This window comes from Malaciobacter sp. (assembly GCF_055140965.1).
Genome location: NZ_JBSRRO010000026.1, coordinates 1 through 25,148, shown reverse-complemented (window position 1 = coordinate 25,148; position 25,148 = coordinate 1). Strand labels below are relative to the sequence as shown.

Genomic DNA, 25,148 nt, shown 5'->3' with positions numbered 1-25,148 from the left:
TTCTCAAATTGACTTATACAGTTTGTTTTTGTAAAATGATTTATCTATTTATAAAGGTTTAAACTTATGGAATATGATGTAGTAGTAAGTATTGATGGCTTTGAAGATGAAAAAGGCTTTGTTCTTGAAAAAGTCGATGATTTTTTTTCAATTATAAAAGGTGTAGAAACTGAAGCTACATTAAGACTCATGAGTTTTGGAGCTTTAAAATCTTTAAACTTTGAATTACCCGATGAGTTTAAACAAAAATTAGAAATAACTGCTATTGAAGAGATATCTATTTATTATATTTTTGTATTACAAACACAAAATAATGATAATGGTTTAAATACTTTTGCTCCAATAATTACTAATGATAAAAGAAAAAAAATGGGACAAATTCATCTTGATTTAAAAGAGCTTGGACTAGATGGTTTAAATGATTTGTTACCAAGTTTTTAAAGTATTGCAATTTGTAATAATTTATATAGTATAAAAAAACTTTTGGTATAATCTTTTTAAAATTAGTAAAAGGATTATAATGCAAGATATAACTATTTGGCACAATCCAAGATGTAAAAAATCAAGAGATGCATTAAAACTGCTTGAAGAGAAAAACTTAGATATTAAAATAGTAAAATATTTAGAGCAAACACCAAATGAACAAGAGATAAAAGATGTTCTTTTAATGTTGGGAATTGCTGCAAAAGATCTTATTCGAACAAAAGAGGCAATTTATAAAGAGCTTAATTTGAAAAATGTAACAAATGAAGAAGAGCTTATTAAAGCAATGGCAAATAATCCAAAGCTTATAGAAAGACCTGTTGTTATAAAAAATGGAGATGCTGTAATTGCAAGACCTAAAGAAAATATACAAAAGTTGTTTATGTAATGCATGAAAAACAAGAAAGAATTAAATATATAAGAGTTTTAGAGAAATTTTTTACTAGAACACTATCTTTACTTAGGTTAGATGATTTTAATACACAGTTATTTATACAAAGAACTAAAAAAAACTTTGAGGACTTAAATAGAGTAAAATCAGTTGATTTACATTCAAACTACTTGACTGAACTTAAAGATTTTATCAATAAAACAATGAGTTATATAAATAATCCAATAGATGATTTTCAAGAACAACGATTAACATTATTAAAAGATGCTAATTTACTTCAAAAAGAGAAAAATAAAAAAAACTATAAAAAACAGAAGCATAAAAAATCAAAATTTGATGATGGATATTAATGGAAGAGCCAAAAAGTTTTAAATTATCAGGGGTAATAAAAAAAGTATTTTACAAAAATGATGAAACAAAATTTATATCAGCAGTTTTAGAAAACAATCAAAGAATTTGTGGTGTTTATTTTGACACTGATATTGAAAAAATTGTGGGAGAAGAGATAGTTCTTACTGGTAATTGGGTAACTCATAAAAAATATGGTGTTCAATTTATCTTTGATACTTTAGAAATAAAAGAAGCTGAACTTTATTTTTTTTTAACAAAGATTGTAAAAGGAATAGGGCAAAAGTTTGCAAAAGAGTTACTAGAAGAATATACAGAAGAAGAGTTAATAAAAGTTTTAAATGAAACTCCAGAAAAACTTTTAAAATTTAAAGGTATAAAAGAAAAAAAATTAGAAAAGATAGTATCATCTTGGCAAAAATTTCAACACTTAAGGGAGCTTGGAAGCTTTCTTTCAAAGTATGGAGTTAGTTCAAGCTTAATTACTAAAATATACTCAAATTTTGGTGAAATTGAAGATATAATTGAAAAAATCAAAGAAAATCCATATATATTAATACATATTAAAGGAATAGGCTTTAAAAAAGCTGATGAAATAGCTAAGTCTTTAGGGATTGATGAGCGCTCAGAATTTAGAATAATGGCTTGTTTAAATTATACATTAAAAGAGTTTTGTGATAACAATGGAAACTCTTCAATTGACAAATATCATTTATACAGGCTTTTAGATGAATCTTTAGGTTTTAGCAATGAAGAGATGCTTTATGAAAATAGTATTGTTCAAATGCTTGCAAATGAAGAGTTATTTACTACAAAAGAGAATAGAGTTGCTATTTCAATGCTTTACAGAGCAGAAAAAAAGATATTGGAATTTTTCAAAAGACGAAAAGACGAAAGACATCTGAAAAATATAGTATCTAATATAGATGATTATTTAGAAAAAAAAGAGAAAAGTCTAGGATTTAATTTAAGTCCTGAACAAAAAAAAGCGGTTAAACTTATAAATGAAGGTCAAAATACACTATTTTTAATAGGTTATGCAGGAACAGGAAAATCTACTTCAAGTAGAGCTATTTTGGAATTATTAGAAGAGATTGTTGGATATGATGATATTATTACAATTGCATTAAGTGGAATTGCAAGTCAAAGAATTTCTGATACTACAGGATATGAAAGTTGCACAATTCAATCACTTTTAGTAAAACATAAAGAGAAAGATTTTTTTCCATATAAAGTTGTTTTATTAGATGAAGCCTCAATGGTTAATTCTGTTACTTTTTACCAAATTATCTCAAAAATTAGTGATGATACAATCTTTATAATTGTAGGTGATGATGGTCAATTGCCTGCTATTGGTGCTGGAAATATTCTTTCAGATGCAATTAAATATAATCTTGCTTCAATTTGTAAACTAACAAAGATTTATAGACAAAACGAAAATCAAGCAATCGCAGTTATTGCAAATGATATAAGACAAGGAAAAGTACCAAGCTATAAAGAAAATTATGAAGATTTTAAGTTTATTGATGTATCAATTGATAACTATTATGCTATTAAAAATTCAGTCTCTTCTAATGATTTTGCTTCAATAAGAGTTCAAAACTCAGATATGATATTAAATAATATCTTGAATATTTCTGCAAGTTATATTGAAAGATTTTATAGATTAATTAAAAATAAAGATATTTCAAAAGCATTAACACTTTTTCAAGTTATTACGCCTATGAAAAATGGAACTTTAGGTGTTGAGAATTTAAATATGCAACTTCAAAAATTATTTAATAGTTCAAGGGAACAGTCTGTAAAAACAAGACTTTATGAATATAAATTAAGTGATAAGGTAATTCATATTAAAAATGAGAACATGAAATGTCAAACTATGAGTATGTATAAATCTAATTCTCAAGATTTTTTAGAAAGACGAGTTTTTAATGGTCAATTAGGTTTGATTATTAAACTTGATTTTGATGAAAAAAAATGTATTGTTTTATATCCAAATGATGATATGGTAGTTTTTTATGATATGGATGATTTAAGCTCATTATTGTCTTTAGCATACTGCTTAACTATACATAAAACACAAGGAATGGAGTATGATAATGCTTTAATACCTATGAGTTTTTCTCATTATATTATGCATAATACAAAGCTTTTATATACAGCAATTACAAGGGCAAAAAGTATGTGCTATATTGTAGGAGAAGATGATGCTTTTAAAGGCGCTTGTAAAAGAATAGAAACCACAATAAGAGAATCAGTTATAAATGACTTGATGCAAACTACAATTTAACGTAACTAAAAGCAACTTTTCTGTAATATATATTGAAAATTTTTAGAGGAATATATTATATGATAACTTGGATGCAAAGACATAAAAAGTGGCTAGTAAGTACTATTTGGATTAGTACAATAGCTTTTGTTGGTGCTGGATTTGTAGGATGGGGAAGCTATGATTTTGGTAAAAAAAGTGGAGCAGTTGCTGTAGTTGGTGATAGAGAAATTACAGTTAATGAATATCAAAGAGAATATTCTGCTTTATATGAACAATATTCAAGAATTTTTGGAGATGATTTTAGTAAAGAGATGGCAGAAAAGCTAAAACTAAAAGATTTAGCATATAAAATGTCTATTGAAAAAAATCTTATTTTATCATACGCTGATGAGCTAGGTTTAGCAGTTACTGATGAAGATATTGCTAAAGAACTTTTAAAATATGATGCATTTATTATAAATGGTAAGTTTGACAAAGATACTTATATTAAAGTTTTAAATAGAAATGGTACAACTGCAACTGAGTTTGAAGACTCTTTAAAAAGAAATACTTTACTTCAAAAGATTGAAAAGCTTTTCGAAGTTTCTGCTACTGATACAGAAATAAAACTTTTAAATCAACTTTTATTTTTAGAAGATAATGTTGATATTAAAATTTTAAATAAAGAAAATATTACTGTTTCATTAAATGAAGAAAAAATTAAAGAGTATTGGGAAAAAAATAAAGTAAATTATATGTCAGACAATTCGTATGATATTGATTATGCTATTGTTGATATAAAAAAAGCTAAACACTCTTTAAAAGATATGCAAAGCTATTATGAAAACTTTAAAACAGATTTTAGAAAAGAAAATGATAAAATAAAAAGTTTTGAAGAAGCAAAAGATGATGTTCAATTTGCACTTGATTTAAAAGATACAAAAAAAGATGCTTTAAGAGAGTATATAAAGTATAAAAAGGGTGAGAAAGATTTTACAAAGAATATAGTATTTTATGAAAATGAGTTACCATATGGTGAAAATAATACAATAATTAAAAAATCAAAAGCTGGTGACTTGAAAAAACCATTTTTATATAATGATAAATTTATTATTGTAAAAGTTAATAAAAAAATCTTTCCAAAACAGTTAAGTTTTGAACAAGCAAAACAAAAAGTAACACAAGATTTTATAAATAATGAAAAAACTTTAAAATTAAAAGCACTATCTAAGAAAGAGTTAGATAATTTTAAAGGTATAAATATAGGTTGGATTGACAGAACATCAGTTTCAAATATAAATGGTTTAAATGAAATGGAAGCTTCACAATTTTTAAATAAGTTATTTGGAACAGATACTAAAAAAGGTCAAATTGATTTAGGAAATAAAGTTGTACTTTATAAAATTAATGATTCAAGATTTGCAAATTATGATAAAACACGAGATGAAAGTATCAAGCAAACTGTTGAAAATTTACAAAATACAGAATTAATGAATAATCTAATCAAAAGACTTGAAAATAGATATGAAATTCAGTCTTCACTAAAGACAAAGGAATAGTAATTGAGTAATAAGACTCTTTTAGCCATAGATGTTGGTTCTACTAGTATAACAGCAGTAATAGCAAAGAATAACTTAGATGGCAAAATAAATATATTAGGTACGGGAACAAGTAAAAGTGAAGGTATAAATAAAGGGTCAATTACAAATATTGAAGTGGCTTCTAAAGCTATTAAGAATGCAGTTAATATAGCAAGAGGAAGTACATCAGAAGTAATTGACTCCTCTGTTATATCTATATCTGGCGCATATACAAAGGGTTTAAGAAGTTTAGGTTCAGTAAATGTTCCAAATGGTCTTATTACTGAAACTGAAATAAATCAAGTTATGCAAATGGCTTTATATAATGCAACTATTATTCCAGAATATGAAGTAGTACATGTATTACCAATATTTTTTAAAGTTGATGATTCAAAGGATGTTGAAAATCCTTTAAATATGAATGGTTCAAGACTTGAAGTGTCTGTTTATATTGTTACAGCTAAAAGAACAGCACTTACAAATGTAAAATCTGCGTTAAAACAAGCAGGCATTGAACTTACAAACTTTGTATTAGATGGATATGCAAGTGCCATATCACTTTTAGATGAACAACAAAATAAGTTTGGGGCTACTGTTATTAATATAGGAGGAACAACAACTGAATTTGTCTCTTATAAAGGTAGTTCAATTGTATTTAATGGCTTTATACCTGTAGGTTCAAATCATATAACAAATGATTTATCTGTTATGCTACATACTCCTCCAAACGCAGCTGAAACATTAAAAATAAAATATGGTAATTTACTAAAATCAAATGAAAATGAAGATTTAACTATAAAGAAAGTCAAAATTCCAAGAATTGGGGATGAACAAAGTACATCTGAAGTTTCATTGGATCATATTCAAACAATAATTCATGCAAGAGTAGAAGAAATTTTAGTACTTGTAAGAAACAAATTAAGACAAAGTGGGATACAAGAAAATATAGGAGCAGGTATTGTGATAACTGGTGGTATGAGTCAGTTATCAGGAATAAAAGAGCTTGCAACAAAAGTATTTGAAAATACTCCAATAAAAATTTCAAATCCAATTAATATTAAAAATGGATATATGAATTTTGATGACCCAACACTATCAACAACTGTTGGACTTCTTTTTTATGGTCTTGATGATAATAGAGCTTATGAATTAGATTCTAATAAGAAACTAATGAAAAGAGCTATAAAAAAAGAAGAGCTTACTATTCCTCCTATTCAAAAAGAGGAACCAGTAATAAAAGAAGAGAAGCTAAAAGAAAAAATCAATGAGACTTTAGAAAAAGAAGACAATACTAAACTTCCAACACTATCTAAAAAAGATAAAGGAAGAGGTATGTCTAGATTCTGGAGTAAAGTTTCGGAGTGGTTTTAATGGATAATTTATTTAATGTGGATGATATTACAGTGGAAATGCCTAATCAAACAATCGGAGAAAATATAGCTAAGATTTCAGTAATTGGAGTTGGTGGAGGTGGTTGTAATATGATTAACCACATGATCCAAGAGGGAACTCATAAAATTGACTTAATTGCTGCAAATACAGATTTGCAAGTATTGAATATTTCAAGAGCACCTAAAAAAATACAGTTAGGAGTTAAGCTAACTAAAGGTTTAGGTGCTGGAATGAAACCAGAAGTTGGTAGAGATTCTGCCGTTGAGAGTTATGAAGATATTAAAAATGCTCTTAAAGGAACTGACATAATATTTATTGCAGCTGGTCTTGGTGGTGGAACTGGAACTGGTGCTGCTGCTATTATAGCAAAAGCAGCAAAAGAAGTAGGTGCTTTAACTGTTTCTGTTGTTACTAAACCTTTTACTTGGGAAGGTAAAAAAAGAGCAGGACTTGCAAATTTAGGTCTTGAAGAACTTAAAAAAGTAAGTGATTCAATAATTGTAGTTCCAAATGATAGATTGCTTGATATTATTGATGAAAATGTTGGTATGAAAGATGCCTTTAAAATTATTGATAATATATTATATCAAGCAGTAAATGGAATGAGTGAGGTAATCTTAAATCCAGGAAATTCAGATATCAATACTGACTTTGCAGATGTTAAAACAATAATGCAACACAAGGGTATGGCTCTTATGGGTATTGGTAGAGCAAAAGGTGAAGATGCTGCACTTAGAGCTTTAGAAGATGCTATTGATTCTCCTTTACTTGATAAAGTATCATTAAGTGGAGCAAAAGGTATTTTGATTCATTTTAATATTCATCCTCAGGTTTCATTATTTGCTATTAATAATGTTATGGGTTCTATTCATGATAATATTGATTCAAATGCAGAGATTATCTTTGGTACTACTACTGATAGTACACTTCAAACTGATGAAGTTAAAATTACAATTGTAGCAACAGGATTTGAGTCTAAAAATGATACAGATGATGATTATGATAAAAATAGTGAAGGACAAGATAACTCAAATGCTAAGTTATCGGTAAATGATGAGAATTACTTAGATATTCCACCTCTTATGAGAGAGTATGTGGTTCAATATCAACTATAAATGAAGAGTTAATTACTCTTCAAATATAACTAAATCGTAAGAGCTTTTTTTAATTACCAATGCCTTAGAGTTTGGAACAACTCCAAAATTATTTACCTCTTTTAATCTATTTTTATATTTACTAACATCAGTTTCTAATTTTTCAATTTTTTTATTTAATCTTAAAATCAAATCAACACCTGCTAGATTTATGCCTAACTCTCTTGTAAGGGTTAAAACATATTTTATATGGTCTATATCTTTTTGAGAATATAGTCTTATTTTACCATTTGTACGAGAGGGCTTTATAAGTCCCTCTCGTTCATATTGCCTTAGAGTCTGCGGATGAATATTAAGTATTTGAGCAACCGCTGAGATAAGATAAACAGGTTCAGTGTATGCATTGTTTTCCATTGCTTACTCCTTTGGTAATTTCTCTTTTAACAATTCAATTAAATCTTCATCAAGTTCTTGAACTTTTGGAAGTTTGATATTTGCTTTTAAGTGAAGATCACCTCTTTTACCTATTTTTCTATTAAATACTCCAAGCTCTTTTACTCTAAATTTCTGATTTTGTTTTGTATTTTCAGGAACTTTTAGAGTAATAGTTTTATGTATTGTTTTAATCTCTACTTTTCCTCCAAATAGTGCTGTACTAAGTGGTATATCAAAAGATTTAGTTAAAGTATCTTCATCTCTTTCATATTCAGGACTAGGCGCTACATTTACTTTTATTATTAAGTCACCTCTTTGAGAACCCAAGGCTTTTCCTTTACCTTTTGCTCTTATTTTTTGTCCATCTTTAATACCCTCTGGTATTTTAATATCAAAAGAGTCATTATTTAGTGAAATATGTTGTTTCCCACCTAAAATTGATGTGTCAAATGCAATAGTAATTTGTGCATTCATATCTAAATCAGGCTCTTCATATCCACCAAATCCACTATTACTAAATCCACCTTGACCAAAGGCACTAGAGAAACCAGAAGCTCCTCCAAAGCCACCTTGTTGACCAAACATCTGTCTTAGAATTTCATCCAAATCAATTCCTGATCCTGCTTGTCCTCTTGCAAAATCATGGAAGTTTTGACCTCCAAACATAGAATCACCAAATTGATCGTATTGTTGCTTTTTCTCAGGGTCACTTAAAACCTCATAAGCAGCATTTATCTCTTTGAATTTTTCTTCTGCTTTTGGGTCTTTATTTACATCTGGGTGATATTTTCTTGCTAATCTTCTATAAGCTTTTTTTATTTCATCAACAGATGCGTTTTCATTTGTTTCTAGTGTTTCATATAAACTTTTTGCCATTTATACTCCATTTATAATTGTTTGTATTTTACATTATTATAGCAAAAAAGTTGAGTCAATGTCAATCAACTTAAAGATAAAAGTTAGCAGTGATGACTCAATTATGCTTAGTCTAGTGGAAGTGTTAGTTTAAAGCATGCTCCATACATATTTATATTTTTATAGTTAAAACTTTTATTATATGCTTCAATTCTTCCATTCATACTAATCTCTATTAATTGATGCGTCATATAAAGTCCAAGTCCTGTTCCTACATCTTTGTGTTTTGTTGTAAAGTATGGTTCAAAAATTTTATCTATAATTGCTGGGTCAATACCTTTTGCATTATCTTTGATTTTTATTATAAGGTTATTATTTTTTTTATATATTTTTACTAATATAAATCTTTTTGATAAATCTACATTTTTATCTATAAATGCATCTTTAGAATTATTTATTATATTTAAGAATGCTTGGGTTAATTCATTTGGATAGTTTCTAATTATACAATTATCATCACAATCTAAAACCAATTGTATTGATTGGTTTTTTAGTGTTCCCTCAAGAATTGATATATTTTTTTCTATATTATCTTTTATATTAAACTCTACTCTTTTTTTATCGATTTTTAAAAAGTCTCTAAAATCATCGATTGTTTGTGATAAGTGTTTTGAGTTTCTTGTAATTGCATCAATTGATTCTATAAATATATCATCTGTTAAAATTTCCAACTCTTTATGCATTTTAAGACCACTAGCAGCTGTTGTAATTGTACTTAAAGGTTGTCTCCATTGATGGGCAATATTTCCAATCATTTCCCCTAAAGCTGCCATTTTTGTTTGTTCTACTAAAAGCTTATCTTTTCTTTTTATCTCACTTAAATCCATTACTGTTAAAATTTTAAATCTTTTATTTTTTAATTTTGTATCTTTTATTTTAATTAAAGCAGGAAAAGTTGAACCACCTTTTCTTGACATTTTAATTTCAATTGGTTTATTTTTTATTTCAGATGTTTTTTCTAAAGATTTTGTATCGATAAATTCATAAATTTCTTTGTTTATAACTTCATTTTTCTTTTCATATTTAAAAAGTTCTAATGCAATATCATTTGCATTTGTACATTTATCATCTTCAAATAGAAAAATAGCTTCAAGTGTTGTATTTAGTAATAAGTTTATCTCTTCAAGTGAATCTTCTAAACTATTTTTTGTTTTTTCTAATTCATAATTTGTTTCACATAATAAAGTATTATCATAAATATATAAAAATACTAATCTTTTATCTTTATCATATGGTGTTATTGTTATTGCTTGTTGCATATTTTCAAAAACTTTATTTGCAACTTTATTTAACTCTATATTTAATAAATATTTATTTATTCCAGTATGGTAAAATGTAGAAGAGTTTAGAGCTAATGAGGCTTTTATTTTTCTTTTTAAAGTATTTTCATTTATATCATAGAAAAAATCTGTTAATTTTTTTGATATAATTTCTTCTGATTTTATATTTGTTCTTGATTCTAACCAGCTATTCCAAAAATGAACATTTAACTGTTCATCTAATATTATTACACCATTGTCAACAGTATTACATATGAATTCAAATTTTTTTACTGGCATATTATATCTCATTAAGAATTTTATTTATAGTTTTTTTAATATAACTAATTGATTTATCAGTTGTTAAAATCATTAGCTGTCCATCAATATCTAAATCTTCAAATTTAAGTCTTGTAGAAATTATAATTACATTTTGATATTTTTCAATAAATTGATTATCTAATTTGTTTATATTATCAAGTATTTTTACATCAGGTGGAGAAAAAGAGACCATTGCTTTCATATCTTCTGCTAATTTACTAATTGTTGAAGAAGAGAGTATATTTGTAATTTCTAAAATAATATCACAAAGCTCAATTTCTGTTATTTCATCTTCTTCTAAACCAAATTTTATTGCTATGTTTTTTGCTGAATTATTATCAATTACAAATAGATTTTCTCCTGCAATTGGACCATTTATTTGTTGCATGCAAACAAAATGAGTTGAATTTAGATTTACTTCTTTACTCAAGTGTTTTTTTAAATTTTTTGTTTTAATAACTTCAATTCTAGGAATACTTAAAGTAGCAAATGCATCAAGAATTTCAGTAATTGCTGCTGTTGCTGAACCATATGCAATATTCATTAATTCTTGTAAACAATCTTTTTCATCTTCATTTAGTATAATTTCATTACTCATTACTTGGCTTCCTATAGAAATTTTTGAATTATTTGATTCATTTTTTCACTATTTATTGGTTTTTTAACAAAATCTATTGCACCAAACTCTCTTACTTTATCCATAGAAGTTTTTTGTATATCAGCTGAAACAACTATAACCTTAGCATCTTTATCATACTCTTTGATTTTTTGTAATGCTTCAAAGCCATCCATTATAGGCATTGTTAAGTCTAAAAATACCACATCTATATTCTCATTTTTGTAAGTAGCTAAAGCTTCTTCTCCATTATTAACTTCTATAATATTTGCTTGTAGATTTTCACTTAGTGTCTCTTTTATTGTTTTTATTGCAATTTTTCTTGCCATTTTTGAGTCATCTGCAACAAGTATATTCATAAATTAAGCCTTATTTTGTAATCATTCGTTATTACTAAATTTTATCCAAAAAATAGTTAAATAGGTATGAAAATGTTAAAAAAAGATGAATGGACACAAGAAGAGTTATTTAAATATGCCAAACTACTAGAAAAAGATGGTATAAAAGTGGTTTTAGTTGACACTATTTTAAAGCCATTAGCAAATATTGAATCAATTACATATAATCCTTTTGAAATGAAAGAGTATCCAAAAAAAACAGTATTTGTTTTTTATTGTGATACTGGAAAAACAACAAAAGAGAGATTGAACTTTTATAGAAAAAAATTTCCTGATTATACTTGTATTAGTTTAAGGGGTGGTAGAGGTTATTGGCGACCAAATTTTCAACTTCAAAAAGAGATTGAAAAAAATGTATAAAAGTTATGATTATATAATAGTTGGAGCGGGTATTGCAGGAGTTTGTACTGCATATTTTTTATCAAAATATAGTAAATCAGTTTTATTGATTGAGAAAAATGATTGTTTATTAAGTGAAGCAAGTAGTGCAGCTGGAGCATTTTTATCTCCACTTTTAGGAAAAGAGAATAGTTTTAAAACATTAGTATCAGATTCATTGAAGTTTTCCCTTGATTTTTATAAAAATATATTAAAAGATGATTTTATAAATTGTGGTGTATGTCGTATTCCTAAAAATGAGAAAGATAAACAAAAGTTTGAAGAGTATGAAGCTTTTATGGATTTTGAGTATGAAAAAACAGAAAAGGGATATTTTTTTGATATAGGTTCAAGAATTACACCAAAAGATTTTGCAAAAAAAATTAAAAATGAGTTCGAAACACTATTTAATTATGAAGTTTTTTCTTTAAAGCAAGATAAAAAATCAAAATGGATTATAAATGATGAGTTAATAACTTCAAATTTAATTCTTGCAACAGGTCATAATGTTAATTTAATTAAAGAAGATTATCTTAAAATTCGTCCTGTTTGGGGTCAAAAAATTGATGTATTAACTTCAAGTTCTAATAGTATTAACTATCATAAAGAGTGTTCTGTTAGTTCTTCTAGTAAATATGAAAATAGAAACTTAATATCAATTGGAGCAACACATCATAGATTTAATGAATCAAGTGATTTAGAATGCAAAAAGTTATTAAAGGAAATTGAAGAAGAAAATAATGAAAAACTTTTGAGTCTAGCACAAGATATAATTAATCTTAAGGATATTGAAATAATAGATATAAAAGTTGGTGCAAGATCTTGTAGTGTTGATTATTTTCCAATGGTGGGAGAATTGATTGATAGTAAAGCAAGCATAGAAAAATATCCTCATTTAATAAATGGAAGTTTTGTTACGGATGATAAATTGATTAAAAAGAAAAACCTTTACATTATAAATGGAGTAGGTGGAAGAGGCTTTGTTTTATCTCCTTATTTAGCAAATAGTTTAGTAGAGTTTTTAATGAATAAAAAAGTTATTAATGAGTCTATTTTAACTAATAGATTATTTAAACGATGGGTTAAGAAAATAAAGTTAAATAATCGTTAATATGAATTTGATAGAATTTCCAAAAAAGATAGGAATGTGTAATGAAAAATATTTTTAAAATTGTAGTTTTAGGTGTAATTGCTTTTGGTATATTAGTTTATGCAACAGCAGATAAGCCAGCTGAAACTAAAACGCAAGTAAGTGATACAAGTTCATTAACTTTATCAAATTTACCAAAAGAGTTTGAAATTGTAGGTAAAGATGGAAAAGTATCAAAAGAAGATTTATTCCAAACAGGTTCAAAGGCTTTGATAATTGTTGGAAATCATGACTCTTTATCAGTAGTAAGAGAACTTCCAAAATATTATGATGTTCAAATTCCTTATGTTATGGTTGCAAATATTTCAAGTGCTCCTTGGTTTGTAAAAAAGATGTTTATACCTGGAAAATTAGAAGAGTTAGTTGAGGGTAGAGATACACCAATGATTTATGATTTTGATGGTGATATGATTAAAGCTTTAGGTGTTACAGATAATGAAAAAACAACTTACATAGCATACTTAGTAAATGAAAATGGTTCAATCTCTAATGTATTTAAAGGAAGTGTAAAAGAGGGTGCCTTAGATGGTACTATGAGCGAAGAAGAGATGAAAACAAATCTTGCTTCATTAGTTGATTATATAAAATAATCATTTTAAAATAAAAAAAAGGCAAAAGTTTAAAACTTTTGCCTTTTTTTATGTTCAATTTAAAGATTTAGATTGAATCAATTATATTATTTAGTGTAGCTGATGGTCTCATTGCAGCTAATGTTTTTGTATCATCAGGTAAATAATATCCACCAATATCTGATGGCTTACCATGATTTTCCACTAACTCTTTTACAATAAGTTCTTCATTTTCACTAAGTTCTTTTGCAACTTTTTCAAATTGTGCTTTAAGTTCTGCATCATCATTTTGAGCTGCAAGTTCTTGTGCCCAATATAGAGTTAAATAAAAATGACTTCCTCTATTATCAATAGAACCTAGCTTTCTTGCAGGTGATTTATCATTTTCTAAAAATGTTCCTGTTGCTTTATCTAAAGTATTAGCTAAAACTCTAGCTTTTTCATTATCTTGACTATTTGCTAAGTGTTCTAAAGAGGCTGCTAATGCCATAAATTCACCAAGTGAATCCCATCTTAAGTAAGACTCTTCAACAAACTGTTGTACATGCTTAGGAGCAGATCCACCAGCACCAGTTTCAAATAATCCTCCACCTTTCATAAGTGGAACAATTGATAACATTTTAGCACTTGTACCAAGTTCTAAAATAGGGAAAAGGTCAGTATTATAATCTCTTAAAACATTTCCTGTTACAGAAATAGTATCAAGTCCTTCTCTCATTCTTTGTAATGTTTTTTTAGTTGCTTCTAGTGGAGACATAATTGAGATATCTAAACCATTTGTATCATGTTGTTTTAAATATTCAGTTACTTTTTTTATTAATTGCGCATCATGAGCTCTATTTTCATCTAACCAAAAAATTGCAGGAGTATTTGAAAGTCTAGCTCTTGTAACTGCTAATTTTACCCAATCTTGAATTGGTGCATCTTTTGCTTGGCACATTCTAAAAATATCACCTTTTTCAACATCAAAAGTAAATACTTCATTTCCATTTTTATCTGTAACTTTGATAGTTCCATTATTTTCAGCTTGAAAAGTTTTATCATGACTTCCATACTCTTCTGCTTTTTTAGCCATAAGTCCAACATTTGGAACACTTCCCATAGTTTTTGGATCTAATGCACCATTTTCTTTACAATCATCTATAACTGCTTGAAATGTTGTTGCATAGCATCTATCTGGAATCATTGCTAGTGTATCTTCTTCTTTATCGTTTGCATTCCACATCTTACCACCACCTCTAATCATAGCTGGCATAGATGCATCAATAATAACATCAGAAGGCACATGTAAATTTGTAATGCCTTTGTGTGAGTTAACCATTGCAAGTTTTGGTTGTTTTTCATAAATAGCAGCTATATCAGCTTCAATTTCAGCTTTTTTATCTGCATCTAATTTATCTAAATAGTAGTATAAATCACCAATACCATTATTGAAATTAACACCTAATTCATCAAATAACTCTTTATGTTTTTCAATTAAGTCTTTAAAGTAAACTTTAACTGCATATCCAAACATAATTGGATCAGATACTTTCATCATAGTAGCTTTTAAATGTAGTGATAATAATACATCTTTTTTCTTTGCTTCATCAATTGCTTCTTGATAAAACTCTTGTAAAGCTTTTGCACTCATTTTTGTAGCATCTATAACTTCACCTGCTTCTAAAGGAGTTGAAGCTTTTAATACTTTTTCATTTCCATTTTCATCAATGAAAGAAATTTTAACATCATTCTCTTTTTCCATTGTTGCTGAAAGTTCAGAACCATAAAAATCATCTTTTTGCATATGTGCAACAGCAGTTTTAGAATCTTTTTTCCATTCACCCATTCTATGAGGATTATTTTTTGCATAATTTTTAACAGCACCTGGTGCTCTTCTATCTGAGTTTCCTTCTCTAAGTACTGGATTAACTGCACTTCCTAAAATCTTTGAGTATCTTTTCGTAATCTCTTCTGATTCATCATAATTTGGTACATTAAAGCCTTTTTCTTGTAGCTCTTTAATTGCAGCTTTTAATTGTGGAATTGAAGCTGATATATTTGGTAATTTAATTATATTTGCATTTGGATCTTGTGTTAACTCTCCAAGTATAGCTAAGTGATCGCTCATTTTTTGATCATCTGTTAGATTATCTGGAAAATTAGCAATAATTCTACCTGCTAGCGAAATATCTTTTGATACCATCTCAATATTCGAGCTTTTAGTAAAGGCTCTAACAATTGGTAAAAAAGAGTATGTTGCTAATGCTGGGGCTTCATCAACTTTTGTATAGATTATCTGTGATGTTTGTTTTGTCATATTTCTTCCTCATGTTTTAGTTCAATTAATTTAGGTTAAATCAACCAAATTCAAATGTACAATATAATAACATTAGTTTATTTGATAGCTTTTAAAACATGGTGTGTATTATAAGATAATGACATCTTTGTTTCATAAATTCACATTAACTATTTTACATTATCAAAAAGAGATTTTATTGATTTTGTGTTTTCTTTAGAATTGCTTTTAGGAAATACATAGAGTTCTTTTTTAGGGCTTTCTTTAGTTTTAGAATTGCTTTTTTTCTTTTGAATTTCTTCTCTTTTTTCTTTTGTTTTTTTCTTTAAATTTCTTTTAATTATTCTATTTTTATTGATATTATTTACATGCTCTTTATAGCTTTTTGAAAAAGAGTGCAGTCCATTTTTTTCATTTTTTACAAAATATAAATAGTCTGTCTTAGCTGGAAAAATTGCAGCTTTTATTGCATCTAAACTTACAGCACAAATTGGATGTTCTGGAAGACCTCTATTTTTATAAGTATTATATGAACTATTATCTTCTTTTATTCTTTGTGATGTGATTTTAATATGTGAATATTTACCATAATTTAAAGTTCCATCCATTTGTAGTTTCATGCCTTTTTTCAATCTATTGTGTATTACACTTGAAACAATTGGCATTTCATCACTATTAGCAGCCTCTTTTTGAATTACAGAAGCTAAGGTAATATAGTAGTACCATCTTTTCTTATCATACTCTCCAAATATTTTATTTGAGATACTTTCATATTGTTTATTTGTAGTTGAAAAAAGATAAAATAAAAGGTGATCTTCTTTCATACCATAAGGTAAAGAGTATGTATCAGCTAAAATATTTCCATCTTTTTTGTATGCATATTTATCATAAACTTTTTGAAGATTTTTTCTTGAAAGATTCATTTTCTTTGATATATCATCTAAAAAAACATAAGATGTTTCTCCTGGAATTAATGTAATATCTTTTAAAGCAGCTTTTGATGTAGTGATTTTATATAAAAAATCAGCTTTTGTAAGATAGTTTTCTTTTATATCAATCCAACCACTTTGTGGGTAGCCTAAAAATCTAAGATAAACTTTATCTATAAGTCCTAATTCATATCCTGATTTATTTAAATATGTTATAATACTATTTGTACTACCTTTAGGTATAAATATAACTTTTGTTGTACTTAATGGTAATGTTAAGTAAAATAGTACAACTATAGAAAAGACAAGGATAAGTTCAGTAATGTCAAAAAGAATTAAACTCTTTATTCTCTCACTTGTCTGTTTAGTTTTTGCATTTGTTTTTTTATTATTTTTTGGCATAAAAATTGATTCAATCTCTTTTGGTGAAGTTTCAGTTTCGAAATTGTATATAAAGTTTGATAAAAAACTTATTGTAAATATAAAACAGGTAACATTTAAATCAAATAAACAAGAGACAAACAACTCACTTGATAACCTAAAAACCAATATTAAGAGGCTTCCTTCTTTATTAGAATATTTTAAAGAAATTAATATTGAAACATTAAAAATAAATGATAATATTTTTACAATTTATTATGATAAAAAGCATCTTTATTTAGATAATCAATATTTAAACTTATCTTCAAAAATAGATGTTCATTCAAAAAGTATAACCTTAGACCTTTATTCTTTGTATTTAAAAGATTTAAAACTTTTTTTCAAAGGTAAAGTAAAAGTCAATATGTTCAAAGAAATTGTTACATATTTAGGAAAATATTCTTACAAAGATGTTTCAGGAGAATTGAACTTACAAGCTGATAAAGATTATTTGGATTTTTATATAAATACAAATGAGTTAGATAATATTAAGTTTGTAAGAGATTTTGTACGCTTATCAAGTAATATTGCAGAAGCTTGGATGTATGATAATGTAACTGGTAAAATGAAACTTAATTATTTTTATGGGAAATTAAAAACAGATACTTTTGAACCTGTATTAGACTCTTTTGAGGGAAATGCAACTATAGAAAATGCAAAAATAAGATTTCACAAAAATGCTAAAACTGTAAATACTAAGAAACTAAGTGTTGATTATGAAGATGATAAATTAAAGTTTACAATGGAAAAACCAACTTATGATAAAACAAAACTATATGGAAGTTCTGTTGTTATTAATAATCTTACAAGTGAAGCAAATGGTGAAGTTGTTGTTAATATAAAAACAAAAAGTGCATTAAATGATGATATTTTAGGTATTTTAAAAGCATATGACATTTACTTACCCCTTAAGCAAACAAAAGGAGTTACAAACTCAACTTTTACTTTAGTTGTTCCATATTTATTAGAAAAAGATATGAAAACAACTGGTTATTTTGAAGCTAAAGATTCAACTTTTAAGTTACAAAACTTTGAATTTTTTACAAAAGATGCAAAAGTTCAATTGCAAGGTTCAAATGTAATTATTAAAAATTCACATATTAAACATCAAGATATGTTTGAGGGAAGATTAAATTTAAATATTGATACAAATAACTCTTTAGCAAATGGTGATGTTCTTTTAAACTCTTTGCAAATAAAAAGCTCTGATGAAGATATAATTAATGCAAAAGATTTAAAAACAGCAATTGCTATTGATTTTACAAAAGATACAATTTTAAAATTTGATGACATAAATACACAACTAAGTATTAAAAAAGATAGTATAGATATTAATATAAAAGAACTTTTACAAATTTATGAGTATTCTGCTTTATTAAAGAAATTGAATATAAAAAATGGAAGTATTGATTTAGAAGTTTTTAACAATAATAAAATCGACTTTAATTTACTTCTTGATAATCTTGAATATCCTATTTTTAAAAATAATAAAAAGATAAATAAGCTTAATTTCTTAGGTCAAATACGAAATGAAGATTTATTTATATCAAGCAAAAAGAAAAATATAATTATTAAAAAAATAGAGAATATGCCCCTTGAAGTCAAACTAAGCTCTTTTGATATAAATGCAGATGAGTTTAAAAAAAGTTCAAGTAAAACAAATAATATATCAAATGAAAATATAAATTTACATATGAAAAATATGAATTTAACAATTGATAAAAATGAGTACTTTGCAAATGAAGCATTTGTAAATATAAAAGACTCAAAAGTTAATTTCAAAGGAGATTTTGATACTTTGGTTTTTCCTTTTTATCAAGATACAAAACAAGTTACAAACTATAATTTAGATGGTATTTATGATTTAAAAAAAGAGAATTTACAATTAAAAACAGATGATAAAAAAGTTACATTATATATAGTTCCAAGTAAAAGTTTAAAATTAAACTTACAAGATTATGATTTGCATGTTAGAACTAAAGATGATAATAGTGATTTAAGTAGTTTTAAAACTTTAGAAATAGATGCACAAAACTCAAATATTGTTATAAATGATGAGTATAAAGCATTGGCTAAAAAATATCGTGTAAAAGTAGATGAAAATGAACAAAGTTTTACTTTAGAAAATAAGAAAATATTAGTTACTTATAAAAAAGACAAAGATAAAAAAATAAAAATAAAAGCTAATAATTTAAATGATAAGTTTATAAATACTTTAGCAAATAAAGAAGTTTTAAAAGGTGGTAGTGTTGTTTTTATTGCATCAGGAGATGAAAAGAGTTTAGATGGAAAAGTTATATTAAGTGAAAATAAGATTGAAAACCTTTCAATTATTACAAATATTGTAACACTAATTAATACTTCACCTGCATTGATAAATCCACTATTAGCAATTCCATCAATTGCATCAATGGCCTCAAATGAGGGCTTTGCTTTAAATGGCTATAAAGTAAATGATGGATATATAGATTTTGTTTATAATTTTGAAACAAACTTTTTAAACTTAAATGAGATAGTTACTGTTGGAAATGGTATTGATTTTGAGGGTAAAATGATGGTTGATCTTGATTCAAGAGTAATTGATGGAAAATTAAATCTTATCTTTTTTAAGGGTTATTCAAGTGTTGTAGGCTCTATTCCTGTACTTAATTATGTATTCTTAGGTGATAAAAAGCGAGTTGAAACACAAATTGAATTAAGTGGAACTTTAGATGATCCTAAAATAGTATCAAATATTGCAAAAGATTCCATAAATGCTCCTGTAAATGTAATAAAAAGAATTATCAAATCGCCATTGAAACTATTTGAATAAATGAGTAGAAAAGTTTATTCTACTCATTTCTTAATACATCAATAACATCTATTTTAGTTGCTTTTTTAGCAGGATAATATGAAGATAAAGTAACAATAACAGCAGCACCAATAACAATTGAAATAAAGTCAATTAAGTCCAAATCAAGGGGAAGTTTTGATGTTCCATATACATCAGCAGGAAGAGAAATAATCTCAAAAGTATCTAATATCCACATACCGAAAAATCCCAAGAAAACTCCAATAACAATTCCTGAAAATCCAATAATAGTACCAAGTTTTAAAAAGATTGATTTTATCTCTTTAGCACTAGCTCCCATAGATAAAAGTAGGGCGATTTCTTTTCTTCTACTCATAACAGTCATAAGAAGTGAAGAGATAATATTTAATGATGCAACAAGAATAATAAGCATAAGTACTATAAAAAGTGCTTTTTTCTCCATTTGCATTGCTGCAAAAAAGTTTCCATTTTGTTGCCACCATCCAACAATTCCAACTCCTTCTTTTTTCAAATCTTTTCTTAAAATCTCTATATCATCAAAAGCGTTATTTGAGTAAACATGTATTCCATCAAAGCTGTTTGAGTCTTTTTGCATTATAGTTTGCAGTGATTCAATTGAAGTATAAATATATGCTTTATCATAAGCATGAAGCCCTGAAGTAAATGCACTTTTATATTTGAACCTTTTCATTTTTGGCATCATAGAAAATCCACTTGGATTTAATGAAGTGAAATATAAAGTTACTTTATCATCTTTTAATAAAAACAACTCATCTTTAATACCTTGACCTACTACAATATCATACTTTTTTAAATCAAGATTTTTAACTGCTTCTTTATATATTGAGTTAATATTTGCTTCTTTTTTTTGATCAACCCCAAAAATAACTGCACCACTCATCTTATCACCACTTTGAACAATTGCTTGAGATGTTAAGTATGGAGAAAATTTTAAGTTTGGATAGTTTTTTTCAAGTTTAGATAATAGCTCTTTATTAACACTATTTTGATATTTTGGATATATTGAAAGAGGGTAGTTCATTGTAAAAAGTTTTTTTTCAAACTCTTTTGCAGTACCATTCATAATAGCCATAGAAATAATTAATACCATTACTCCAATAGCAACACCAATAAATGCCAAAATGGCACTTACTGATATAAAAGGATTTTTTTTATCAAACCTAAGATATTTTTTTACTATAAAGTTTACTAACTCTTTATTCAACATTAATTTCCTGCTACTAAACCTCTTTTAGGTCCACTCTTTCCGCAACAGTTTTTATATTTCTTACCAGAACCACAAGGGCAAGGCTCATTTCTTGCTATTCTTTTCTCTTTTTTTTCAATTTTTTCTTCAAAATTAGTTTGTAAGTTTTCAGTAGCTTCTTCCATTTGAGCTCTCATCTTCTCAATTGCTTCTTGTTCTTTTTGTGCATCTTCTTTATTTTGAAGTTGAATAGTAAATAAAATTTTTATAATTTCATGTTTAATTGAGGCAATTAAATCAATAAACATATTATAAGACTCTTTTTTATACTCAACTAATGGATCTTTTTGATTATATCCTCTAAGTCCAATACCTGTTTTTAGTGTATCCATTGAATATAGATGTTCTCTCCATGCATTATCTAAGATTTGTAAGTATAAAATTCTTTCAATTTCACTTCTTTGTTCAGGTGCTGCAATACTCATCTTATCTTCATAAATTGTTTTTATCATCTCAATTAGTTTGTTTTCCAAAGATTCATAAGAATCACTTACAATATCATCTTTTTCAACTATTAAATTTAACTCTTCTTTTAATTTTTGAACTACAAAGTCATAATTAAAATCTTCAGGTGCCATTCCGTCAATTATTTCAGCTTCACTTAGTAAAGTTTGAACATATTCAGCTCTATTTTCTTCAAGTTTACTAGCAATATCAAAATTTGGATCTAATAAATCATCTCTAAAGTTATAGATTACTTTTCTTTGTTCATTGGCAACATCATCATACTCAAGTAGATGTTTTCTACTTTCAAAGTGCATTGATTCTACTTTTTTCTGTGCATTTTCAACAGCTCTTGTCACCATTTTTGATTCAATGTGTTCACCTTCTTCAATACCAAGTCTATCCATAATTTTACTGATTTTATCACTTCCAAAAATTCTAAGTAAATTATCTTCTAATGATAAATAAAATTGTGACTCACCAACATCACCTTGTCTACCAGCTCTACCTCTTAATTGATTATCAATTCTTCTTGATTCATGTCTTTCAGTACCAATAATTGCTAATCCACCAAGATCTAAAGTCTCTTTAGTAAGTTTAATATCAACTCCACGACCAGCCATATTTGTTGCAATTGTTACAGCACCTTTTTCACCAGCTTTTTCAATAATTTTTCCCTCTTTTTCATGCTGTTTTGCATTTAAAACTGTATGGGGAACTTTTTCTTTTGTTAATAAATTATGTAAAAGCTCTGATTTTTCAATTGAAGCTGTACCAACTAATACAGGTTGACCTTTTTTATTATATTCTTTTATTTTTGCACAAACTGCATTGAACTTTTCTCTTTCACTTTTGTAAATAAGATCATTTTTATCAAGCCTTGCAATTGGTACATTTGTAGGAATAGATACAACATCAAGATTATATATTTCTGCAAACTCTGTTGCTTCTGTTTGAGCAGTACCTGTCATACCAGCTAGTTTCTTATACATTCTAAAGTAGTTTTGAAAAGTAACATCTGCTAATGTTTGAGACTCTTCTTGAATAGCAACACCTTCTTTTGCTTCTAAAGCTTGATGTAATCCATCACTAAATCTTCTTCCCTCACTTAATCTTCCCGTAAACTCATCAACAATAATTACTTCATTATCTTTTACTACATAATCAACATCTTTTTCAAAAATATAGTTTGCTTTTAGTGCTTGGTCAAGATTATGAGAAAGCATTGCATTCTCTAATGAGTACATATTATCAACGCCATATAGTTTTTCTGCTTTTGAAATACCTTCTTCTGTAATTAAAATAGTTCTATTTTTTTCATCAACTGTAAAGTCACCAGTTGAGTATGGTTTTTCATCAGCAGATTTTGGCTCAATTAATTCACCTTTTTCTAATTTTAATGCAATTTCATTAGATCGTACATAATCAGAATTTTTATGATTTGCAGGTCCAGAGATAATAAGTGGAGTTCTTGCTTCATCAATTAAAATAGAGTCAACTTCATCAACTATTACAAAGTTATGACCTCTTTGAACCTTTTCTTCAATATCTAAAGTCATATTTGATCTTAAATAATCAAATGCAAACTCATTGTTTGTTCCATAAGTGATATCGCAATTGTATTGCTCTTTTCTTTCTAAATCATCTTTGATCTCACCTAAGATAACACCTACACTAAAACCAAAAAAGTTATATAATTTTTCTAATTCAAGGGCATCCCTTTGAGCTAGATAATCATTTACAGTCACAACGTGAACACCTTTTTTAGTCATTGCATTTAAAATAACTGGTAAAGTAGCAACTAATGTTTTACCCTCACCAGTTTTCATCTCTGCAATTCTTCCATCATGCAAAACCATACCACCAATTAGCTGTACATCAAAGTGTCTCATTCCCAAGATTCTTTTACTTGCTTCCCTTGTTAGGGCAAATGAGTCATTTAAAACATCATCTAAAGTTTTTTCTTCATTTAATACTGATTGTTTTAACTCTTCAAAGCTTTTTTGTAAAGCTTCGTCACTTTGATTTTCATATTTACTTTCTAAGGCTGTAATAGCATTTGCTCTTTTTTTATATCTTTTTACTTCTCTATCATTTTTATTACCAAATAGCATTGCAAATACATTTAACATAAAATAAATTCCTTTTCGTTATAATCACAAATATTATATAAAAATTAAGGTTAAAGTATGTTTTATAGGTTTATTTTTCTTTTAGGAATTTTTATTCTTTCAAGTTGTTTTGCAAATGTATTTAAAGATTTAAAAAGTTTTAAAGCTGATTTTACACAAGAGATTAAAAATAGTTCAAATAGTAGTATTAAATATGAAGGTGAAGTTTTTATAAAAAGTAGTGGTAAAGTACTTTGGAAGTATAAAGCACCTGTATTTAAAAATGTTTATATAAATGAAGATTTTGCAATAGTTGATGAGCCTGATTTAGAACAAGCTATATTTACTTCATTGGATAATAAAGTAGATATGATTAGACTTTTAAATAGTGCAAAACAAATTAGTGAAAACAAGTATGAAACAAAACTTTATGAAACAAAGTATGAAATAACAGTTAAAAATGAAAAAATTTCAAAAATATCATACACAGATAATTTAGAAAATAAAATTACAATATCTTTTTTTAATATTGAACAAAATATCAAATTAGAAGATAGTTTATTTAAATTTTTGGCCCCTGATTATTATGATATTATAAGAAAATAAAGATTATTTAGATAAGATTACAAAATATTAGGTACAACAGACGATAGCTTTTAATTAAGAGGAAAGTCCGAGCTGCTGTGAAGTATGGTTCCATTTAACGAATGGCTAGAGTAATCTAAGGGATAGTGCAACAGAGAATAAACCGCCCAATTTTTTGGGTAAGGGTGAAACGGTGAGGTAAGAGCTCACCAGACTTTTGAGTAATTTTAAGTGCTTTGTAAACCCAACCTGCAGCAAGAAGAGTGTGGTATTAACTTCACAATTATTGCTCTTCGCTAGAGTATTAAAGTAATTTAATACATAGATAAATTATCGTCAAAAACAAAACTCGGCTTATGTTGTGCCTAATACTTAATTAAATACTTTTTGATATAAAGAAGTATATGGATATTTTCCTTCGATATTTTTAACTTCAATATAAACTTTTTCTTTTATATAATTACAAAGTTCTTCTCTTTGTTTAGATGGGTTAGCATTATATAATCCTACACAAAGTGCATATGAATCTGCTAAAGCTTGTATATGAATCTTTCTTTGTTCATATTGAACTAACTCTTTTTTTATATTGTAAGAAAAAAACTTCACAAACAAATAAGCAAGTCCAAAACCTACAAATGATGATATAACTACTATTTTTAGATATTTTTTAAACATACATAATAATACAAAAAAAATCTAAATATTTATATTAAGTTGTATAT

General features: G+C 26.8%; 21 protein-coding genes, 1 other RNA gene and 1 pseudogene. 13 read left to right on the top strand and 10 right to left on the bottom strand.

Going from position 1 to position 25,148, the window contains the following annotated elements:
- Window positions 1–66 precede the first annotated feature (66 nt).
- The 7 genes from fliW to ftsZ all read left to right on the top strand — a co-directional run bounded on the left by fliW (window position 67) and on the right by ftsZ (window position 7,560).
- The gene (fliW, locus tag ACTCCZ_RS08650) at window positions 67–441 is read left to right on the top strand and encodes a flagellar assembly protein FliW (RefSeq protein ID WP_079577736.1); all 375 of its coding nucleotides are present in this window, start codon (window positions 67–69) and stop codon (window positions 439–441) included.
- Window positions 442–520: 79 nt separating this feature from the next.
- A complete protein-coding gene (gene arsC / locus ACTCCZ_RS08645; RefSeq protein WP_079577737.1) occupies window positions 521–871 on the top strand; it encodes an arsenate reductase (glutaredoxin) in 351 nt (116 codons plus the stop codon).
- Window positions 871–1,224, top strand: coding sequence for a hypothetical protein (locus ACTCCZ_RS08640; RefSeq protein WP_079577738.1), 354 nt, complete (start codon window positions 871–873; stop codon window positions 1,222–1,224). Before arsC ends, ACTCCZ_RS08640 begins: the two co-directional genes overlap by 1 nt.
- A complete protein-coding gene (locus tag ACTCCZ_RS08635) occupies window positions 1,224–3,512 on the top strand; it encodes an AAA family ATPase (RefSeq protein ID WP_099333410.1) in 2,289 nt (762 codons plus the stop codon). The genes ACTCCZ_RS08640 and ACTCCZ_RS08635 overlap by 1 nt, the downstream gene beginning before the upstream one ends.
- A gap of 59 nt (window positions 3,513–3,571) precedes the next feature.
- On the top strand, window positions 3,572–5,032 hold the full coding sequence (locus ACTCCZ_RS08630) for a peptidylprolyl isomerase (protein ID WP_079577739.1): 1,461 nt from the start codon (window positions 3,572–3,574) through the stop codon (window positions 5,030–5,032).
- A 3-nt stretch (window positions 5,033–5,035) separates the two neighbouring features.
- Window positions 5,036–6,424 (top strand): cell division protein FtsA, encoded by a 1,389-nt coding sequence (ftsA, locus tag ACTCCZ_RS08625; RefSeq protein WP_079577740.1) that lies wholly within the window; start codon window positions 5,036–5,038, stop codon window positions 6,422–6,424.
- A complete protein-coding gene (gene ftsZ, locus ACTCCZ_RS08620; protein WP_079577780.1) occupies window positions 6,424–7,560 on the top strand; it encodes a cell division protein FtsZ in 1,137 nt (378 codons plus the stop codon). The genes ftsA and ftsZ overlap by 1 nt, the downstream gene beginning before the upstream one ends.
- Window positions 7,561–7,572: 12 nt before the next feature.
- Here the strand turns inward: ftsZ and ACTCCZ_RS08615 are convergent, their stop codons facing one another.
- The 5 genes from ACTCCZ_RS08615 to ACTCCZ_RS08595 all read right to left on the bottom strand — a co-directional run bounded on the left by ACTCCZ_RS08615 (window position 7,573) and on the right by ACTCCZ_RS08595 (window position 11,444).
- Window positions 7,573–7,953 carry a heat shock protein transcriptional repressor HspR gene (locus ACTCCZ_RS08615; protein ID WP_079577741.1) on the bottom strand — a complete coding sequence of 127 codons (381 nt, stop codon included), beginning with the start codon at window positions 7,951–7,953 and terminating at the stop codon, window positions 7,573–7,575.
- Window positions 7,954–7,956: 3 nt separating this feature from the next.
- Window positions 7,957–8,850 (bottom strand): DnaJ C-terminal domain-containing protein, encoded by an 894-nt coding sequence (locus ACTCCZ_RS08610; RefSeq protein ID WP_079577742.1) that lies wholly within the window; start codon window positions 8,848–8,850, stop codon window positions 7,957–7,959.
- A 107-nt stretch (window positions 8,851–8,957) separates the two neighbouring features.
- The gene (locus tag ACTCCZ_RS08605) at window positions 8,958–10,448 is read right to left on the bottom strand and encodes a PAS domain-containing sensor histidine kinase (protein WP_079577743.1); all 1,491 of its coding nucleotides are present in this window, start codon (window positions 10,446–10,448) and stop codon (window positions 8,958–8,960) included.
- A gap of 1 nt (window position 10,449) precedes the next feature.
- A complete protein-coding gene (locus ACTCCZ_RS08600) occupies window positions 10,450–11,067 on the bottom strand; it encodes a chemotaxis protein CheX (RefSeq protein WP_079577744.1) in 618 nt (205 codons plus the stop codon).
- 11 nt (window positions 11,068–11,078) lie between these two features.
- The gene (locus tag ACTCCZ_RS08595) at window positions 11,079–11,444 is read right to left on the bottom strand and encodes a response regulator (RefSeq protein ID WP_079577745.1); all 366 of its coding nucleotides are present in this window, start codon (window positions 11,442–11,444) and stop codon (window positions 11,079–11,081) included.
- A 72-nt stretch (window positions 11,445–11,516) separates the two neighbouring features.
- Between ACTCCZ_RS08595 and ACTCCZ_RS08590 the strand changes: the two genes are divergently transcribed.
- Genes ACTCCZ_RS08590 through ACTCCZ_RS08580 form a run of 3 tightly spaced genes read left to right on the top strand, consistent with a single transcriptional unit; the run spans window position 11,517 to window position 13,601 of the window.
- Entirely contained in the window at window positions 11,517–11,843 is a 327-nt protein-coding gene (locus ACTCCZ_RS08590) for a hypothetical protein (RefSeq protein WP_079577746.1), read from the top strand.
- Window positions 11,836–12,972 carry an FAD-dependent oxidoreductase gene (locus ACTCCZ_RS08585; protein ID WP_079577747.1) on the top strand — a complete coding sequence of 379 codons (1,137 nt, stop codon included), beginning with the start codon at window positions 11,836–11,838 and terminating at the stop codon, window positions 12,970–12,972. The genes ACTCCZ_RS08590 and ACTCCZ_RS08585 overlap by 8 nt, the downstream gene beginning before the upstream one ends.
- 41 nt (window positions 12,973–13,013) lie before the next feature.
- On the top strand, window positions 13,014–13,601 hold the full coding sequence (locus tag ACTCCZ_RS08580; RefSeq protein ID WP_079577748.1) for a hypothetical protein: 588 nt from the start codon (window positions 13,014–13,016) through the stop codon (window positions 13,599–13,601).
- A 67-nt stretch (window positions 13,602–13,668) separates the two neighbouring features.
- Here the strand turns inward: ACTCCZ_RS08580 and ACTCCZ_RS08575 are convergent, their stop codons facing one another.
- Together ACTCCZ_RS08575 and mltG are read right to left on the bottom strand one after the other, a co-directional pair.
- A complete protein-coding gene (locus tag ACTCCZ_RS08575) occupies window positions 13,669–15,879 on the bottom strand; it encodes an NADP-dependent isocitrate dehydrogenase (protein WP_079577749.1) in 2,211 nt (736 codons plus the stop codon).
- Between the two features lie 332 nt (window positions 15,880–16,211).
- Window positions 16,212–17,189 (bottom strand): annotated as a pseudogene (mltG, locus tag ACTCCZ_RS08570) (endolytic transglycosylase MltG); the annotation flags it as partial.
- Between mltG and ACTCCZ_RS08565 the strand changes: the two are divergent.
- The gene (locus ACTCCZ_RS08565; RefSeq protein ID WP_079577751.1) at window positions 17,110–20,019 is read left to right on the top strand and encodes a YhdP family protein; all 2,910 of its coding nucleotides are present in this window, start codon (window positions 17,110–17,112) and stop codon (window positions 20,017–20,019) included. The pseudogene mltG and the gene ACTCCZ_RS08565 sit on opposite strands and share 80 nt — an antisense overlap.
- Before the next feature lie 19 nt (window positions 20,020–20,038).
- Here ACTCCZ_RS08565 and ACTCCZ_RS08560 read toward each other — a convergent pair whose 3' ends face one another.
- Together ACTCCZ_RS08560 and secA are read right to left on the bottom strand one after the other, a co-directional pair.
- Window positions 20,039–21,244, bottom strand: a complete 1,206-nt coding sequence (locus tag ACTCCZ_RS08560; RefSeq protein WP_079577781.1) for an ABC transporter permease — start codon at window positions 21,242–21,244, stop codon at window positions 20,039–20,041.
- Window positions 21,245–21,246: 2 nt separating this feature from the next.
- Window positions 21,247–23,862 carry a preprotein translocase subunit SecA gene (gene secA / locus ACTCCZ_RS08555; RefSeq protein ID WP_079577752.1) on the bottom strand — a complete coding sequence of 872 codons (2,616 nt, stop codon included), beginning with the start codon at window positions 23,860–23,862 and terminating at the stop codon, window positions 21,247–21,249.
- 57 nt (window positions 23,863–23,919) lie between these two features.
- Here secA and lolA point away from each other — a divergent pair, with 57 nt between their 5' ends.
- Window positions 23,920–24,447 carry a LolA-like outer membrane lipoprotein chaperone gene (lolA, locus tag ACTCCZ_RS08550; RefSeq protein WP_079577753.1) on the top strand — a complete coding sequence of 176 codons (528 nt, stop codon included), beginning with the start codon at window positions 23,920–23,922 and terminating at the stop codon, window positions 24,445–24,447.
- A gap of 28 nt (window positions 24,448–24,475) precedes the next feature.
- Window positions 24,476–24,798: RNase P RNA component class A (rnpB, locus tag ACTCCZ_RS08545), an RNA gene on the top strand.
- Here the strand turns inward: rnpB and ACTCCZ_RS08540 are convergent.
- Window positions 24,799–25,101: a hypothetical protein gene (locus tag ACTCCZ_RS08540; RefSeq protein WP_079577754.1), complete on the bottom strand. Its 303-nt coding sequence runs from the start codon at window positions 25,099–25,101 to the stop codon at window positions 24,799–24,801.
- Window positions 25,102–25,148: the final 47 nt, after the last annotated feature.

Coding starts and splice junctions, on each gene's coding strand:
- fliW (WP_079577736.1), top strand. CDS start 67: ATGGAATATGATGTAGTAGTAAGTATTGATGGCTTTGAAGATGAAAAA.
- arsC (WP_079577737.1), top strand. CDS start 521: ATGCAAGATATAACTATTTGGCACAATCCAAGATGTAAAAAATCAAGA.
- ACTCCZ_RS08640 (WP_079577738.1), top strand. CDS start 871: ATGCATGAAAAACAAGAAAGAATTAAATATATAAGAGTTTTAGAGAAA.
- ACTCCZ_RS08635 (WP_099333410.1), top strand. CDS start 1,224: ATGGAAGAGCCAAAAAGTTTTAAATTATCAGGGGTAATAAAAAAAGTA.
- ACTCCZ_RS08630 (WP_079577739.1), top strand. CDS start 3,572: ATGATAACTTGGATGCAAAGACATAAAAAGTGGCTAGTAAGTACTATT.
- ftsZ (WP_079577780.1), top strand. CDS start 6,424: ATGGATAATTTATTTAATGTGGATGATATTACAGTGGAAATGCCTAAT.
- ACTCCZ_RS08615 (WP_079577741.1), bottom strand. CDS start 7,953: ATGGAAAACAATGCATACACTGAACCTGTTTATCTTATCTCAGCGGTT.
- ACTCCZ_RS08610 (WP_079577742.1), bottom strand. CDS start 8,850: ATGGCAAAAAGTTTATATGAAACACTAGAAACAAATGAAAACGCATCT.
- ACTCCZ_RS08605 (WP_079577743.1), bottom strand. CDS start 10,448: ATGCCAGTAAAAAAATTTGAATTCATATGTAATACTGTTGACAATGGT.
- ACTCCZ_RS08600 (WP_079577744.1), bottom strand. CDS start 11,067: ATGAGTAATGAAATTATACTAAATGAAGATGAAAAAGATTGTTTACAA.
- ACTCCZ_RS08595 (WP_079577745.1), bottom strand. CDS start 11,444: ATGAATATACTTGTTGCAGATGACTCAAAAATGGCAAGAAAAATTGCA.
- ACTCCZ_RS08590 (WP_079577746.1), top strand. CDS start 11,517: ATGTTAAAAAAAGATGAATGGACACAAGAAGAGTTATTTAAATATGCC.
- ACTCCZ_RS08585 (WP_079577747.1), top strand. CDS start 11,836: ATGTATAAAAGTTATGATTATATAATAGTTGGAGCGGGTATTGCAGGA.
- ACTCCZ_RS08580 (WP_079577748.1), top strand. CDS start 13,014: ATGAAAAATATTTTTAAAATTGTAGTTTTAGGTGTAATTGCTTTTGGT.
- ACTCCZ_RS08575 (WP_079577749.1), bottom strand. CDS start 15,879: ATGACAAAACAAACATCACAGATAATCTATACAAAAGTTGATGAAGCC.
- ACTCCZ_RS08565 (WP_079577751.1), top strand. CDS start 17,110: ATGTCAAAAAGAATTAAACTCTTTATTCTCTCACTTGTCTGTTTAGTT.
- secA (WP_079577752.1), bottom strand. CDS start 23,862: ATGTTAAATGTATTTGCAATGCTATTTGGTAATAAAAATGATAGAGAA.
- lolA (WP_079577753.1), top strand. CDS start 23,920: ATGTTTTATAGGTTTATTTTTCTTTTAGGAATTTTTATTCTTTCAAGT.
- ACTCCZ_RS08540 (WP_079577754.1), bottom strand. CDS start 25,101: ATGTTTAAAAAATATCTAAAAATAGTAGTTATATCATCATTTGTAGGT.